Raw genomic sequence first — 15,408 nt, forward strand, 5'->3', positions numbered from 1 at the left:
CGTTTCAGGGCCGGGCTTCGAAGTTGGCCTTGGCCGCTGCAGCCAGGTCCGGCGGCAGGAAGTCCTTGTCAGGGTTGTAGTCTGGTTTCAGGTAACGGCTCAAGTCCGTCAGGTCCTGTGGGCTCAAGGTCCCGGCCGCCTGCTTCAGCCGCAGGTTGTCGAGGATGTAGTCGTAGCGGGTGTTGTTGTAGTCGCGCACCGAGGTGTACAGCTGGCGCTGGGCATCGAGCACATCGACGATGTTGCGGGTACCGACCTGATAGCCGATTTCGGTGGCTTCCAGAGCGCTCTGGTTGGAGATGATCGACTGCTTGCGCGCTTGTACCTGCTCGACGTCGGTGTTCACCGCGCGGTGCAGGTTGCGGGTGTTTTCCACCACCTGGCGGCGCAGGCTTTCGCGTTGCTGTTCGCTCTGGCTCAGGCGCTGGTAGGCCTCGCGCACTTGCGAACTGGTCAGGCCGCCGCTGTATATCGGGATGTTCAGTTGCAGGCCGATGCTGGTCTGCTCGACATCCCCGCTGTAGTTCTGCCCGGTGAGGTTGGGGTTGGTGAAGCCCAGGCTGTCGTTGTCGCCTTTCTGGTAGCGCGCTACCGCATCCACTGTCGGTGCGTGGCCGGCCTTGCGTTGGCGCAGGGTTTCTTCGGCGGCGCTGACCGCATAGTTGGTGGCCAGCAGGTTGAGGTTCTGCTTGCCGGCCGTCTCGACCCAGGCCTTGGCATCGTTAGGTGCTGGCACTTGCACCGGCAGGGTGTGGACAATGCCCTGGACCGAGTTGTAGTCGCGGTTGGTCAGGGTAATCAGTGCCTCGAAGGCGTCATCGACCTGACGTTGGGCAACGATTCGATTGGCTCGGGAGGTGTCATAGCTGGCCTGGGATTGCAGCACGTCGGTCTTGTCCGAAAGGCCGACGTCGAAACGCTCGTTGGACTGGTCGAGCTGGCGTTTGAACGCAGCTTCTTCGGCTTTGGTCGAGGCCAGGGTGTCCTGGGCGCGCAGCACGGCGAAGTAGTTCTCGGCGCTTTGCAGGATCAGGTTCTGTTCGGTGGCGGACAGCTCCAGCGCCGCCTGTTCATTGACCGCCTCCGCAGCCTGCAGCTGGAACCAGCGGTCCGCACGGAAGATCGGCTGCGCCAGGGTCGCCTGCCAGGAGTTGCCGCTGCGGTTGGCGGTTGCCGAAGGGCTGTCGATCTTGGTCCGGTTACTCATCATCTCGGCGCCGGCCGAGAGGTTCGGCAGCAGGCCGGCGCGGGCCTGGGGCACCACTTCCTTCTGCGCGCCGTAGTTGGCACGGGCGGCGGCCAGGTCGGCGTTATTGTTCACGGCTTCCTGATAGACACTGACCAGGTCGGTCTTGGCCGACAAGGGCGCATCCGCTGCCCAGGCCATTCCGTTGGTAGCACAAGACACGGCAAGAGCCAGTGAAAGTTTGCGCAGCATAGGGCAATCCTTGAACGGTGAGAATTTCTGAACTGGTGAGTGTAGTTGTGCAGGCATTTCGCAACAATCCACTATTTGCGCCATTTATCGTGTCCATGTCCAGGTGCTTGGCTTTGTATGCCACTCCAGCTTAGACTGGCCGCGTTCTTGTCGGGGTGCCTTGCGTTGAGGCTGAGATCGGATAATCCGGATCCCGTTGAACCTGATCAGGTTAGCGCCTGCGTAGGGAACAAGATTTCTCGCTTTCCCGGCGAGTCTCTTGTGCCAGGTCCGGGAATGTCGAGTCAGCCGTCGTCGCTGCAGGCATCACCGCGTATTTGGCACAGCACCACCCATGGTGCGTCCGTGCCTTTCAGGTTCTCCCCGACATTCCACTGCTAGGAAGCCGTCTGGAGAGCCTGTGATGAGTAAACAAGAAAAATATACCAATCTGAGTGAGTCGGCCCAGGTCGATCAACAGTCCGTACAGCCGTTCACCCGCTCGCGCAAAATCTATGTCGAAGGCTCGCGCCCGGACATCCGCGTGCCCATGCGTGAAATCAGCCTTGACGACACCCCGACCGATTTCGGCGGTGAAGCCAACGCCCCGGTGCTGGTCTATGACACCTCCGGGCCCTATACCGACCCCAACGTCATCATCGACGTGCGCAAGGGCTTGGGCGATGTACGCTCGGCCTGGATCGACGCCCGCGGCGACACCGAGCGCCTGGCTGGCCTGTCGTCGGACTTCGGCCAGCAGCGCCTGGCCGATGCCGAGCTGACCAAGCTGCGTTTTGCCCATGTGCGCAATCCGCGCCGGGCCAAGGACGGTGCCAACGTCAGCCAGATGCACTATGCGCGCAAGGGCATCATCACCGCCGAGATGGAATACGTCGCCCTGCGCGAAAACATGAAGCTGCAAGAAGCCCGCGCCGCTGGACTGCTTGACCAGCAACACGCCGGGCACAGCTTCGGTGCCAGCATCCCGAAGGAAATCACCGCCGAGTTCGTCCGCGAAGAGATTGCCCGCGGTCGTGCGATCATCCCGGCCAACATCAACCACGTGGAGCTGGAGCCGATGATCATCGGCCGCAACTTCCTGGTGAAGATCAACGGCAACATCGGCAACAGCGCCCTGGGCTCGTCCATCGAAGAAGAAGTGGCCAAGCTGACCTGGGGTATTCGCTGGGGCTCGGACACGGTGATGGACCTGTCCACCGGCAAACACATTCATGAAACCCGCGAGTGGATCATCCGCAACTCGCCGGTGCCGATCGGTACCGTACCGATCTACCAGGCCCTGGAAAAGGTCAACGGCGTGGCCGAAGACCTGACCTGGGAACTGTTCCGTGACACCTTGATCGAGCAGGCCGAGCAGGGCGTGGATTACTTCACCATCCACGCAGGCGTCTTGCTGCGCTATGTGCCGCTGACTGCCAAGCGCGTCACCGGTATCGTCAGCCGCGGGGGGTCGATCATGGCCAAGTGGTGCCTGGCGCATCACCAGGAGAACTTCCTCTACACCCACTTCGACGAAATCTGCCAGATCATGAAGGCCTACGACGTCAGCTTCTCGCTGGGCGACGGCCTGCGTCCGGGTTCGATTGCCGACGCCAACGACGAAGCGCAGTTCGGTGAGCTGGAAACCCTGGGCGAGCTGACCAAGATTGCCTGGAAGCATGATGTCCAGTGCATGATCGAAGGCCCGGGCCATGTGCCGATGCAACTGATCAAGGAGAACATGGACAAGCAGCTCGAGTGCTGCGATGAGGCGCCGTTCTACACCCTTGGCCCGCTGACTACCGACATCGCCCCGGGCTACGACCACATCACCTCGGGGATTGGCGCGGCGATGATCGGCTGGTTCGGTTGCGCCATGCTCTGCTACGTCACGCCCAAGGAGCACCTGGGCCTGCCGAACAAGGATGACGTCAAGACCGGCATCATCACCTACAAGATCGCCGCCCATGCCGCGGACCTGGCCAAAGGGCACCCCGGCGCGCAGATCCGCGACAACGCACTGTCCAAGGCGCGCTTCGAGTTCCGCTGGGAAGACCAGTTCAACCTCGGCCTGGACCCGGACACCGCGCGCGCGTTCCACGACGAGACCCTGCCCAAGGACTCGGCCAAGGTCGCGCACTTCTGCTCCATGTGCGGACCGAAGTTCTGCTCGATGAAGATCACCCAGGAAGTTCGTGAGTACGCCGCCAACCAGCGCATCGAAGCGGTGGACGTGGCGGTCGAGGATGGCATGCGCGAGCAGGCCGAGCGGTTCCGCCAGGAAGGCAGCCAGTTGTACAGAAAAGTCTGACTGGGCTGTTCATGCGGTGTGCTGGCGCACACCGCATCGCCGGCAAGGCCGGCTCCCACAGGGGCTGCGTGCACCTTCCCTGTGGGAGCTGGCTTGCCAGCGATAGCGCCCTTAAGAACAACAAATTCCTCCTGTCGAGACCACGCTCGTGAGCACACCCAGCCAGTTTTCCCCCGATCACCCCGTCAACGCCGAGCAACGCGTGCTCAGTGGCCGCGACCTCTGTTCCCTGTGGTTTTCCCTCGGCATCGGCCTGATGGTTCTGCAGACCGGCGCCTTGCTCGGCCCCGGCCTGGGCCTGGCCAATGCCGTGCTGGCGATCATCGTCGGTACCAGCGTGGGTGTTTTGCTGCTGGCTGCGGTGGGTGTCATCGGCAGTGACACCGGCCTGTCTTCGATGGCCGCCTTGCGCCGTAGCTTGGGCCGCAACGGCGCGCGCCTGCCCGCCATGCTCAACCTGTTGCAACTGATCGGCTGGGGCTCGTTCGAAATCATTGTCATGCGCGACGCCGCTAGCCTGCTTGGCGAGCGCGCCTTCGGCGCTGGCAGCGTGCTGACCAATCCTTTGCTGTGGACCTTGTGCTTCGGCGCTCTGGCCACGTTGCTGGCGGTCAGCGGGCCGTTGACCTTCGTGCGCAAGATCCTGCGCAAGTGGGGCATCTGGCTGCTGATCGGTGCTTGCTTGTGGCTGACCTGGAACCTGTTTGCCAAGGCTGATCTGGTCGCACTGTGGGCGCGGGCCGGCGATGGCTCGATGCCGCTGGCGATTGGTATCGACATTGCGATTGCCATGCCGCTTTCGTGGTTGCCGCTGATTGCCGACTACTCACGCTTCAGCCAACGCGCCAGCCGCGTATTTGCCGGCACGGCGCTGGGCTACTTCGTGGGCAACGTGTGGATGATGAGTCTGGGCGTGGCCTACACCCTGGCGTTTGCCCCGGCCGGCGAGGTCAATACCCTGCTGCTGGCGCTGGCCGGTGCGGGCCTGGGTGTTCCGCTGCTGCTGATCCTGCTCGACGAGTCGGAAAAGGCCTTTGCCGACATTCACTCGGCGGCCGTCTCCAGCGGTTTACTGGTGCGCCTGAAAGTCGAGCACCTGGCCCTGGCCATCGGCGTGCTGTGCACCCTGATCGCCTGCTTTGCGCCGCTCGCGCAGTACCAGAACTTCCTCTTGCTGATCGGCTCGGTGTTTGCGCCACTGTTCGGTGTGGTTCTGGTCGATCACTTTATCGTCCGTCGCCGACGCAGCGACGCCAGCCCGATCCATAGCCTGCATTGGCCGGCATTGTTGGCCTGGGCGATTGGTGTCACGGCTTACCATCTGCTGGCGCACTTTGCGCCCAATGTCGGCTCGACCCTGCCGGCCTTGCTGCTGGCAGGGTTGGTCTACTGGACTGCCGCGTCGGCAGTTAACCGCGGCCGGGAAACAACGCCGGCTTGATCACGCCGTTCAGGCGCGGATAGGGGATTTTCAGCTCGATGTGGCCCATGGAGTACGGGGCGATGGCATAGACCTCGTACTTCAGCACCACCGCGCCGTAGGTCAGGGCGATGTGCGGGGTCTGGCGGAACGGCCAGGTCTTGACGAACTCGGCGTCCTTGTCCATGCCGGTACTGATCAGCCAGCCTTTGTGGGCTTCTTCGGCGGTTTTCCAGAAGGTCGCTTCCTGGCCCGGCACCAGCATGTCCTGCAGGGTCAGCACCTTGTCCTGCTGGCGTGAATAGTTGATGAAGCCACGCCCGGGCATGCCGTGGGCACCGCCGGTGTCCAGGTAGCTGGACAGTTCGATGATCACCAGTCCGTCATGCTGCTCACGTACCTTGGCTTGCAGGTAGCTGCTGTTGCGGCTTTGTGCGCTGGCCATGAACTGCTCTTCATAAGCCTTGAGCGAGCCGGGCAGGGCGCTGCGCTCGTTGTCCTGGGTCAGTTGCAGCAGGCGCTTCTCGACGATCCCGTCCAGCTTGGGGTTGGCCGGGAAGTGGATGGTGTCGATGTTGACCAGCGGGCAATCGGCAGTGCTGCAACCGGGCTTGATGTGCTCCCAGCGGTCGCGCTTGACCTCCAGCGGCGTGCGCATGTTGGGCTGGAACAGGCTCTGACAAGCGCCCAGGGCCAGGGCCAGCACGGCCACGGAAGTCAGTTTCACAAGCGTCATGATGATCCTTGTAAGGCAAAGGTGATCGGACTTGGACCGTCGGCAAGGCCGTCAGTTCGCCACTAAGCTGAATAGACCAGCGGGCTGCCTATCCTCGCAGCCTGGACGGTATCTTTAAAGAGGTGAAACACGGCGGTGTGCAGGTTAGGATGGCGCGATGCAGCAATTGAGGTAATGAGGATTCCCATGTCAGACACGTTTAACAACGCAACGCCCGCCAAGGTCGAGATCGTCGATCAGGCGAATTGCTATAAAGGTTTCTACCGCCTCGACAAGCTGCGCCTGCGCCATGAGCTGTTTGCCGGTGGCATGAGCCGCGAAATCAGTCGCGAGCTGTTCGTGCGCCACGATGCGGTCTGTGTGTTGCCCTATGACGCTGTGCGCGATGAAGTGGTGCTGATCGAACAGTTTCGCGTCGGAGCACTGGGCAAGATTGCAGATCCGTGGATGATCGAGTTGGTCGCCGGTCTGATCGACAAGGACGAACAACCGGAAGAAGTTGCACACCGCGAGGCCGAGGAGGAAGCTGGACTTGTGTTCAGCACGCTGTGGCCGATGACTCGGTATTTCCCGTCACCGGGCGGCAGCGACGAATTTGTACATCTCTATCTGGGCCGTTGCAGCAGCGTGGGGGCCGGTGGCCTGCACGGGCTGGAAGAAGAAGGTGAAGATATTCGCGTCAAGGTCTGGGCGTTCGAGGATGCGCTGCAGGCCGTGCGCGACGGCAAAATTGCCAACGCGGCAACCATCATTGCCTTGCAATGGCTGGCCTTGAACCGCGCAGAAGTCAGGGGGTTATGGTCGTGAATCTGCTGCGCGAGCGCTACCGGGTCGATCTGGTCGGGTTGCAGGCTGCCTGTGAGGCCAACTATGCGCGCCTGATGCGCTTGTTGCCCGACATGCGCAGCACCCAAAGCTCGCGCCGGATCGGCATGACCCAGGGCGACCAGATGCTGGGTGTGCTGGTCCTGGATGTGGTGCTCGCCTGTCCCTACACCACCACTTTGCGGGTGCGCCAGGAGCACAGCCTGCCCTGGCTGCCGGTGCCGCAGTTGGAAGTGCAGGTCTATCACGATGCACGTATGGCTGAAGTGGTCAGCGCCGAGCATGCCCGGCGTTTTCGCAGTATCTATCCTTACCCCAACGCGGCCATGCACCAGCCGGACGAAAAAGCCCAGCTCAATCTGTTCCTCGGCGAATGGCTGAGCCATTGCCTGGCCTGTGGCCATGAGTTGGCCGTCGTTCGCTGAAATGTGACGGCGGTCGTTTTCGAGTATTTGCTCAAAGCCCGCCAACCGCCATAATCGCGCTGAATCCGTTCAAGGAGTCGGCCCTTGCCGCAACCATCGATCCCTCTTAGCGACGCGCCGGTGTACCTGGTGCAACTGACCGACAGTCACCTGTTTGCCGACGCGCAAGGCACGTTGTTGGGCATGAGTACCCGCGACAGCCTGCAGCGCGTGATCGAACGGGTGCGGGACGAGCAGCCGCGGATCGACCTGGTGCTGGCTACCGGCGACCTGACCCAGGATGGATCGCTGGAGTCTTATTGCTGTTTTCGTGACCTGACCGCCAGCCTCGAGGCGCCGGTACGCTGGCTTGCCGGCAACCATGATGAGCCGCTGCCGATGGAGCAGGCGGCGCAGGGTACTGACTTGCTGGAACCCGTTGTGGACATGGGCAATTGGCGCATCCTGATGCTCAACTCGGCAGTGCCAGGCTCGGTACCGGGATTGCTCGGTGACGACCAGCTCAGCTTGCTCGAGCAAGCATTGCACGAAGCCCCCGAGCGCCATTGCCTGATCTGTTTCCATCACCAGCCGGTGTCTATCGATTGCGCCTGGATGGCGCCGATCGGCTTGCGCAACGCCGATGCATTGTTTGCCATACTGAAAAGTTATCCACAGGTGCGAGCCCTGCTCTGGGGGCATATCCATCAGGAATGGGACCAGATGCGCGAGGGTGTGCGGCTTTTGGCCTCACCCTCGACCTGCATCCAGTTCGAGCCGGGCAGCGAAGACTTCAAGGTCGGCGAACAGGCTCCCGGTTACCGCTGGCTGCGCCTGCAGCCGGACGGCTCGATCGACACCGGCGTGTCGCGGGTGACCGACTTTGAGTTCACCGTCGACTACGAAGGCGACGGCTATTAAGTGTTGCCAAATCGCTGAAACTGCTCCATCTGCCTTCGAACAGGCTAAAATGCGCGCTTTCCTGCCTGGTAGCCCAGGTACTCACGGTGCATCGGGGGCGGCATGTCGGGTTCGATTCTCTATATTCACGGGTTCAACAGCGCGCCGTCGTCGAAAAAGGCCTGCCAACTGGTGGCGGTCATGGCGCAGATGGGGTTGGGCGAGCACTTGCGGGTGCCGGCTCTGCATCATCACCCGCGCCAGGCCATCGCCCAGCTGGAGGCCGCAATCGCCGAGCTCGAATCGCCATTACTGGTCGGCAGCTCGCTCGGCGGCTACTATGCCACCCACCTGGCCGAGCGCCACGGGCTCAAGGCCCTGCTGGTCAACCCGGCGGTCAACCCGCACCGGCTGTTCGAGGGCTACCTGGGCCCCCAGCAGAACCTCTATACCGGCGAGTCCTGGGAGCTGACCCTGGACCACGTACAGGCCCTGGCCGAGCTGGAAGTGCCGGCTCCGACGGATGCCGAGCGCTTTCAAGTGTGGCTGCAAACCGCCGATGAAACCCTGGACTACCGCCAGGCCGAGCAGTTCTACCGCGCCTGTGCGCTGCGCATCCAGGCCGGTGGCGATCACAGCTATCAGGGTTTTGCCGAACGCCTGCCAGCCCTGCTGAGCTTTGCCGGTATTGCCCCTCAGCAGTATCAAGCGCTCGATTTTTCTGTATTTTGATAACCTATTTTCACCCACGACTGACGACGAGAACCCATGGCCATTCCCAGCGCTAGTGCCTATAACGCAGACGCCATCGAAGTCCTCTCCGGCCTTGACCCGGTGCGCAAGCGCCCGGGCATGTACACCGATACCAGCCGGCCGAACCACCTGGCCCAGGAAGTGATCGACAACAGTGTCGACGAAGCCCTGGCCGGGCACGCCAAGTCGGTGCAGGTGATCCTGCACGCCGACCATTCCCTGGAAGTGTCTGACGACGGCCGCGGCATGCCGGTGGATATCCACCCTGAAGAAGGCGTATCCGGGGTCGAGCTGATCCTCACCAAGCTGCACGCTGGCGGCAAGTTCTCCAACAAGAACTACCAGTTCTCCGGCGGTCTGCACGGGGTGGGTATTTCGGTGGTCAATGCTTTGTCGAGCCAGGTGCGGGTCAAGGTCAAGCGCGACGGCAATGAATACCAGATGACCTTCGCCGATGGCTACAAGGCCACCGAGCTGGAAGTGGTCGGCAGCGTTGGCAAGCGCAACACTGGCACCAGCGTGTACTTCGCCCCGGATCCGAAGTATTTCGACTCGCCGAAATTCTCCATCAGCCGCCTCAAGCACGTGCTCAAGGCCAAGGCCGTATTGTGCCCGGGGCTGCTGGTCAGCTTCGAAGACAAAGGCACCGGCGAGAAGGTCGAGTGGCATTACGAGGACGGCCTGCGTTCCTACCTGGTCGATTCGGTCAGCGACTACCTGCGCCTGCCCGATGAGCCGTTCTGCGGCAGTCTGGCCGGTAACAAGGAGGCGGTCGACTGGGCCTTGCTGTGGCTGCCCGAAGGCGGCGACAGCGTTCAGGAAAGCTACGTCAACCTGATCCCCACCGCCCAGGGCGGCACCCACGTCAACGGCCTGCGCCAGGGCCTGCTCGATGCCATGCGCGAATTCTGCGAGTTCCGCAACCTGTTGCCGCGTGGCGTCAAGCTGGCGCCCGAGGACGTCTGGGAGCGCATCAGCTTCGTGCTCTCGATGAAGATGCAGGAGCCGCAGTTCTCCGGGCAGACCAAAGAGCGCCTGTCCTCGCGCGAGGCCGCCGCGTTCGTCTCCGGTGTGGTCAAGGATGCCTTCAGCCTGTGGCTCAACGCTCATCCCGAACTGGGCATGCAACTGGCGGAACTGGCCATCAACAACGCCGGCCGGCGCCTGAAGGCAAGCAAGAAGGTCGAGCGCAAGCGCGTCACCCAAGGCCCGGCATTGCCGGGCAAGCTGGCGGACTGCGCCGGGCAGGACCCGATGCGCGCTGAACTGTTCCTGGTCGAGGGTGACTCCGCCGGGGGGTCGGCCAAGCAGGCGCGGGACAAGGAGTTCCAGGCGATCCTGCCGCTGCGCGGCAAGATCCTCAACACCTGGGAAGTCGATGGCGGCGAAGTGCTGGCCAGCCAGGAAGTGCACAATATTGCCGTGGCCATTGGGGTCGACCCGGGTGCTGCGGACATGAGCCAGCTGCGCTACGGCAAGATCTGCATCCTCGCCGACGCCGACTCCGACGGCCTGCACATCGCAACGCTGCTCTGTGCGCTGTTCGTCCAGCACTTCCGCCCGCTGGTCGAGGCCGGTCATGTGTATGTGGCCATGCCACCGCTGTACCGCATCGACCTGGGCAAGGAAATCTATTACGCCCTGGACGAAGCCGAACGCGATGGCATCCTCGACCGCCTGGTGGCCGAAAAGAAACGCGGCAAGCCGCAGGTCACCCGCTTCAAAGGCCTGGGTGAGATGAACCCGCCGCAGTTGCGTGAAACCACCATGGACCCGAACACCCGGCGCCTGGTCCAGTTGACCCTGGAAGACCTGGAGGGCACCCGCGAAATCATGGACATGCTGCTGGCCAAGAAACGTGCAAGTGATCGCAAGAGCTGGCTGGAGTCCAAGGGTAACCTGGCCGAGGTCCTGGCTTGATACGTCTGGCCTTGACCGCAGCACTGGCGCTGTTGTCGCTTCCGGCACTGGCAGCGCCGTGGCCGGAACTCAAGCTGGTCGCCGAGCATCCGGTCGAAGGCATGCGCGGTGGCAACCTGTCCGGGCTGAGCGAGTGCCGCGGCGGCTTGTGGGCGGTTTCGGACCGTGACGACGAATTGCTCTATCGGCTGGAGACCTCGGCTGCTGTGTGGCAAGCCGAGTCGGTGCAGATGGAGGTACCGCCGGTACCGGACAGCGGCCTGCCCTGGGGCTTGCGCTCGCGTACCTGGGCCGCTTCTCAGGTGCGTGGTGGCGAGCTGGATTTTGAAGGCATCAGCTGTGATGCCGCTGGCAATCACTACCTGGTCAGCGAAGCCCATGCGGCAGTGCTGCAGGTGCCGGTGGAAGGCTCGCCAAACTGGCTGAAAATCGATCCGAGCATGGTCCGCCAGGCACGGGCCAGTGGCATGTTGCTGCATTTCAATGCGCTGTTCGAAGGCCTGGCGGTGAGCTCGGCCGGTGACCGCATCTGGCTGGCGGCCGAGCGCGAACGCCGCGGCCTGCTGCTTATCAATCGCCAGCAGACCACCTGGAACTGTGGCAATGGCTGCGTGCTGCTCAGCGAAGCCGGGGTCGAGATGCAGCCGGCGCAAATGGCCAAGCCGCGGCCGGTGTCGCGCGACTTCGCTGACCTTGCACTGTTCAACGACAAGTTGTTTACCCTGGAGCGCAACGCATACCGTATCTGCCGGCGCGATGCGCAAACGGCCAAGGTCGAACGTTGCTGGTCGTTCGCCGCCGATGCCCTGGCCGAGCCTCGACGTTATTCTCAGCCTTTCGGCCTGGCCGAAGCGCTGGTGATCGATGCCAAAGGCGCCTGGATCGGCCTCGACAACAATGGCGCGACCCGCCAGGACGGTGAATCGCGACCGATCGTCTGGCGTTTTGCCGCACCGGCCGGTGGCTGGAGTGCCAAATCGTGAGCCAGCCGCCGGGCAATCGGGCTGGCCGGGTCCTGCTGATTCTCGCCTGGGCGGCCGGGCTTTTCCTGGCCACGCGCTTTTTCGGCGAATGGGAGCAGCGCCAGGCCAACCCCAATGCCGTGGTCACCTCGCAACATGGCGAGGGTTACATCGAAGTGCAGCTGGCCGGCAATGGCCAAGGGCACTTCGTCGCCGATGGTCGGATCAACGGCCAGACGGTAAATTTTCTGCTCGACACCGGTGCAACCGACGTAGCGATTCCCGAAAGCCTGGCAGGCCAGCTTGGCCTTGCGCGTGGTGCGCCAGTAATGCTCAGCACCGCCAACGGCCGTACCCAGGGCTATCGTACGCGGCTGGAGCAGCTGCAACTGGGCGATATCCTCCTGCGCAATGTGCGCGCACTGGTGGTCCCGGGGCTGGATGGCGAACAGGTATTACTGGGCATGAGCGCCCTGAAACAACTCGAATTTACCCAGCGTGGTGGCACCTTGCTGCTACGACAGAACCTGAAATGATGAGGCCCGCATGAGCGACTCCCTTGATCTCAGCCTCGATGGCGTAGAGCGCCGGTCACTGGCTGACTTCACCGAACAGGCCTACCTCAACTATTCCATGTACGTGATCATGGACCGCGCCTTGCCGCATATCGGCGATGGTCTGAAGCCGGTGCAACGACGCATCGTCTATGCCATGAGCGAGCTGGGCCTGGACGCCGACTCCAAGCACAAGAAGTCGGCGCGCACCGTCGGTGACGTGCTTGGCAAGTTCCACCCCCACGGCGACTCGGCCTGCTACGAAGCCATGGTGTTGATGGCGCAGCCGTTCAGCTACCGCTACACCCTGGTCGATGGCCAGGGTAACTGGGGTGCGCCGGATGATCCGAAGTCCTTCGCCGCCATGCGTTACACCGAGGCGCGCCTGTCGCGCTACTCCGAGGTGCTGCTCAGCGAACTGGGCCAGGGTACCGCCGACTGGGTGCCAAACTTCGACGGCACCCTCGACGAGCCAGCGGTATTGCCTGCGCGGCTGCCGAACATTTTGCTTAATGGCACCACCGGTATCGCCGTGGGCATGGCCACCGACGTGCCGCCACACAACCTGCGCGAAGTGGCCTCGGCTTGCGTGCGCTTGCTCGATGAGCCCAAGGCCACGATCGAGCAGCTCTGCGAGCATATCCAGGGCCCGGATTACCCGACCGAAGCCGAGATCATCACGCCACGCGCTGATCTGCTGAAAATATACGAAAGTGGCCGTGGTTCGGTGCGCATGCGTGCGGTGTATCGCATCGAGGACGGCGATATCGTCGTCACTGCGCTGCCGCACCAGGTCTCCGGGGCCAAGGTTCTGGAGCAGATCGCCGCGCAGATGCAGGCCAAGAAGCTGCCGATGGTCGCTGACCTGCGCGACGAGTCCGACCATGAGAACCCGTGCCGCATCGTTATCATCGCGCGCTCCAATCGGGTTGATCTCGACGAACTGATGCAGCACCTGTTCGCGACCACCGAACTTGAGTCCAGCTACCGGGTCAACGTCAATATCATCGGCCTGGACGGCCGCCCGCAGCTGAAAAACCTGCGGGCGCTGCTGATCGAGTGGCTGGAGTTTCGCGTGCAGACGGTGCGCCGCCGGCTGAAGTTCCGCCTGGACAAGGTCGAGCGCCGCCTGCACCTGCTCGAAGGCCTGTTGGTCGCCTTCCTCAACCTGGATGAAGTGATTCATATCATCCGTACCGAGGAGCACCCAAAAGCTGCGCTGATCGCCCGTTTTGACCTCACCGAGACCCAGGCCGAGTACATCCTCGAGACTCGCCTGCGCCAGTTGGCGCGCCTGGAGGAGATGAAAATCCGCAACGAGCAGGACGAACTGGCCAAGGAACAAGCCAAGCTGACCGCCCTGCTGGGCAGCGAAACCAAGCTGCGCAAGCTGGTGCGTACCGAGTTGATCAAGGATGCCGAAACCTATGGCGACGACCGCCGTTCGCCAATTGTCGAGCGTGTCGAAGCTAAAGCCCTGTCGGAAAACGAGCTGATGCCGACCGAGCCGGTCACCGTGGTGCTTTCGGAGAAAGGCTGGATACGTTGCGCCAAGGGCCACGATATCGACGCCACAGGCCTTTCATACAAGGCTGGCGATGGCTTCAAGGCCGCCGCCGCAGGGCGTTCCAACCAGTTTGCCGTATTGATTGACTCCACTGGTCGTAGCTACTCGCTGGCCGCCCACACCTTGCCATCGGCCCGTGGCCAGGGCGAACCGCTGACCGGCCGGCTGACACCACCGCCGGGCGCAAGCTTCGACTGCGTGCTGTTGCCTGAAGATGATGCCCTGTATGTGATTGCCTCCGATGCCGGCTACGGCTTCGTGGTCAAAGGCGAAGACCTGCAGGCCAAGAACAAGGCCGGTAAAGCCCTGCTCAGCCTGCCCAATGGTGCCAAGGTCATCGCCCCACGTCCGGTGGCCGACCGCGAGCACAACTGGCTGGCCGCCGTGACCACCGAAGGCCGGCTGCTGATCTTCAAGATCAGCGACCTGCCACAGCTGGGTAAGGGCAAGGGCAACAAGATCATCGGCATCCCGGGTGACCGGGTGGCCTCGCGTGAAGAATTTGTCACCGATCTGGCCGTTCTTGCCGAGGGTGCGACCCTTGTATTGCAAGCCGGCAAGCGTACCCTGTCACTCAAGGCCGACGACCTTGAGCATTACAAGGGCGAGCGCGGGCGCCGGGGCAACAAATTGCCTCGTGGCTTCCAGCGGGTCGATGCACTGTTGGTCGAAATCCCCGGATAAGCCGGGTTAGACACCCAGAACGGGTACTTTCGTGCCCGTTCGCGGTTGAAACACTGGAGTCGAGCCGTTATTTCGCGGATGATAGGCCCCTTGCGGTACCAGCGTGGCTGTGTATCCAAACGAATCTATATGAGTATCACTGCGGTTTGCCTTGTGGCGACCGCCTGGATGGGATGATGAAATTTCTGCGCCTTCCGTTGGTTTTGCTGTGCGGCGTGCTCGGACTGGCAGGTTGCAGCATGCACCAGCCGGTTTCCCTGTATCAGCTCGACAGCGGTGAGCCTGGCCAACCCAAGCAAAGCGCGGGCATGGCCGTGGTTCTCGGCCCTGTGTCGGTTGCCGACTACCTGCAACGCGAAACCCTGCTGCAACGCCAGGCCGATGGCAGCCTGACCGCCGCTACCGATGGTCGCTGGGCCGGTAGCCTGTCGGCAGACATCGACCAGTTGCTGGTCCGGCAACTGGCCTGGCGCCTGGACAGCCAGCGTGTGGTCCTGGCCCCTGCCAGCACCGGTTTCACTCCGGATGTACAGGTGCTGCTGTCGATCACTCGCCTGGATTCCGGTACCAACCAGCCAGCGATCCTCGACGCCCAGTGGCGTCTGCTGGACCGCCGTGGTCAGGTTCGCGACAACCGCATTGTGCACCTGGAGCAACAGCACCTGGGAAGCGAGTCTGCCCAGGTTCAAGCCCAGGGTCAGTTGCTGCAAAAGCTTGCTGAACAGTTGAGTATTGCAATGAAGCCTCTGGCCAACCAGCCTGTGGTGGTTGAAGAACAACCGAAAAAGGCGGCACCGGTTCAGGTTCGCAAAGAGCCGGAGAAATCCAAGATCCCATTGGCTACGCCAATTCGTACCGACCTGGAAGTCTTCCGCTTCTGAATCGAGTGCCTTGAAGAAGCCCGCAGTGATGCGGGCTTTTTTGTGCCTGTAGGAGCGGGCTTGTCCCGCGATGC

The 15,408-nt window shown here is 62.5% G+C and carries 13 protein-coding genes and 1 riboswitch; of the genes, 11 read left to right on the forward strand and 2 right to left on the reverse strand.

Features of this window, described 5'->3' with window-relative positions; genetic code table 11:
- Window positions 1–4: 4 nt before the first annotated feature.
- Complete coding sequence (locus M5G17_RS10675; RefSeq protein ID WP_273892882.1) at window positions 5–1,438, reverse strand: TolC family outer membrane protein; 1,434 nt, start codon at window positions 1,436–1,438, stop codon at window positions 5–7.
- Between the two features lie 141 nt (window positions 1,439–1,579).
- Window positions 1,580–1,684, forward strand: a riboswitch (TPP riboswitch).
- A 157-nt stretch (window positions 1,685–1,841) separates the two neighbouring features.
- Here M5G17_RS10675 and thiC point away from each other — a divergent pair.
- Window positions 1,842–3,728: a phosphomethylpyrimidine synthase ThiC gene (thiC, locus tag M5G17_RS10680; protein ID WP_273892883.1), complete on the forward strand. Its 1,887-nt coding sequence runs from the start codon at window positions 1,842–1,844 to the stop codon at window positions 3,726–3,728.
- A gap of 148 nt (window positions 3,729–3,876) precedes the next feature.
- Window positions 3,877–5,169, forward strand: a complete 1,293-nt coding sequence (gene cytX, locus M5G17_RS10685) for a putative hydroxymethylpyrimidine transporter CytX (protein WP_273892884.1) — start codon at window positions 3,877–3,879, stop codon at window positions 5,167–5,169.
- On the opposite strand, the gene M5G17_RS10690 is transcribed toward cytX, so the two are convergent.
- Window positions 5,138–5,884 carry an RsiV family protein gene (locus tag M5G17_RS10690; RefSeq protein WP_130262815.1) on the reverse strand — a complete coding sequence of 249 codons (747 nt, stop codon included), beginning with the start codon at window positions 5,882–5,884 and terminating at the stop codon, window positions 5,138–5,140. The genes cytX and M5G17_RS10690 overlap by 32 nt on opposite strands.
- A gap of 186 nt (window positions 5,885–6,070) precedes the next feature.
- Between M5G17_RS10690 and M5G17_RS10695 the strand changes: the two genes are divergently transcribed.
- The 9 genes from M5G17_RS10695 to M5G17_RS10735 all read left to right on the forward strand — a co-directional run bounded on the left by M5G17_RS10695 (window position 6,071) and on the right by M5G17_RS10735 (window position 15,334).
- Window positions 6,071–6,691 carry an NUDIX domain-containing protein gene (locus M5G17_RS10695; protein ID WP_273892885.1) on the forward strand — a complete coding sequence of 207 codons (621 nt, stop codon included), beginning with the start codon at window positions 6,071–6,073 and terminating at the stop codon, window positions 6,689–6,691.
- Window positions 6,682–7,134: a DUF1249 domain-containing protein gene (locus M5G17_RS10700; protein ID WP_045193762.1), complete on the forward strand. Its 453-nt coding sequence runs from the start codon at window positions 6,682–6,684 to the stop codon at window positions 7,132–7,134. The genes M5G17_RS10695 and M5G17_RS10700 overlap by 10 nt, the downstream gene beginning before the upstream one ends.
- 84 nt (window positions 7,135–7,218) lie before the next feature.
- Window positions 7,219–8,034, forward strand: a complete 816-nt coding sequence (gene cpdA, locus M5G17_RS10705) for a 3',5'-cyclic-AMP phosphodiesterase (RefSeq protein WP_273892886.1) — start codon at window positions 7,219–7,221, stop codon at window positions 8,032–8,034.
- A 102-nt stretch (window positions 8,035–8,136) separates the two neighbouring features.
- Entirely contained in the window at window positions 8,137–8,745 is a 609-nt protein-coding gene (locus M5G17_RS10710; protein WP_273892887.1) for a YqiA/YcfP family alpha/beta fold hydrolase, read from the forward strand.
- A gap of 36 nt (window positions 8,746–8,781) precedes the next feature.
- Complete coding sequence (gene parE, locus M5G17_RS10715; RefSeq protein ID WP_273892888.1) at window positions 8,782–10,686, forward strand: DNA topoisomerase IV subunit B; 1,905 nt, start codon at window positions 8,782–8,784, stop codon at window positions 10,684–10,686.
- Window positions 10,683–11,669 (forward strand): esterase-like activity of phytase family protein, encoded by a 987-nt coding sequence (locus M5G17_RS10720; RefSeq protein ID WP_273892889.1) that lies wholly within the window; start codon window positions 10,683–10,685, stop codon window positions 11,667–11,669. Before parE ends, M5G17_RS10720 begins: the two co-directional genes overlap by 4 nt.
- The gene (locus M5G17_RS10725; RefSeq protein WP_273892890.1) at window positions 11,666–12,184 is read left to right on the forward strand and encodes a retropepsin-like aspartic protease family protein; all 519 of its coding nucleotides are present in this window, start codon (window positions 11,666–11,668) and stop codon (window positions 12,182–12,184) included. Before M5G17_RS10720 ends, M5G17_RS10725 begins: the two co-directional genes overlap by 4 nt.
- A 10-nt stretch (window positions 12,185–12,194) precedes the next feature.
- A complete protein-coding gene (gene parC / locus M5G17_RS10730) occupies window positions 12,195–14,453 on the forward strand; it encodes a DNA topoisomerase IV subunit A (RefSeq protein WP_273892891.1) in 2,259 nt (752 codons plus the stop codon).
- Between the two features lie 176 nt (window positions 14,454–14,629).
- Window positions 14,630–15,334, forward strand: coding sequence for a PqiC family protein (locus tag M5G17_RS10735; RefSeq protein ID WP_273892892.1), 705 nt, complete (start codon window positions 14,630–14,632; stop codon window positions 15,332–15,334).
- The last annotated feature ends 74 nt before the right edge of the window (window positions 15,335–15,408 follow it).

It is taken from the genome of Pseudomonas rubra, from assembly GCF_028656935.1.
Lineage (GTDB): Bacteria > Pseudomonadota > Gammaproteobacteria > Pseudomonadales > Pseudomonadaceae > Aquipseudomonas > Aquipseudomonas rubra.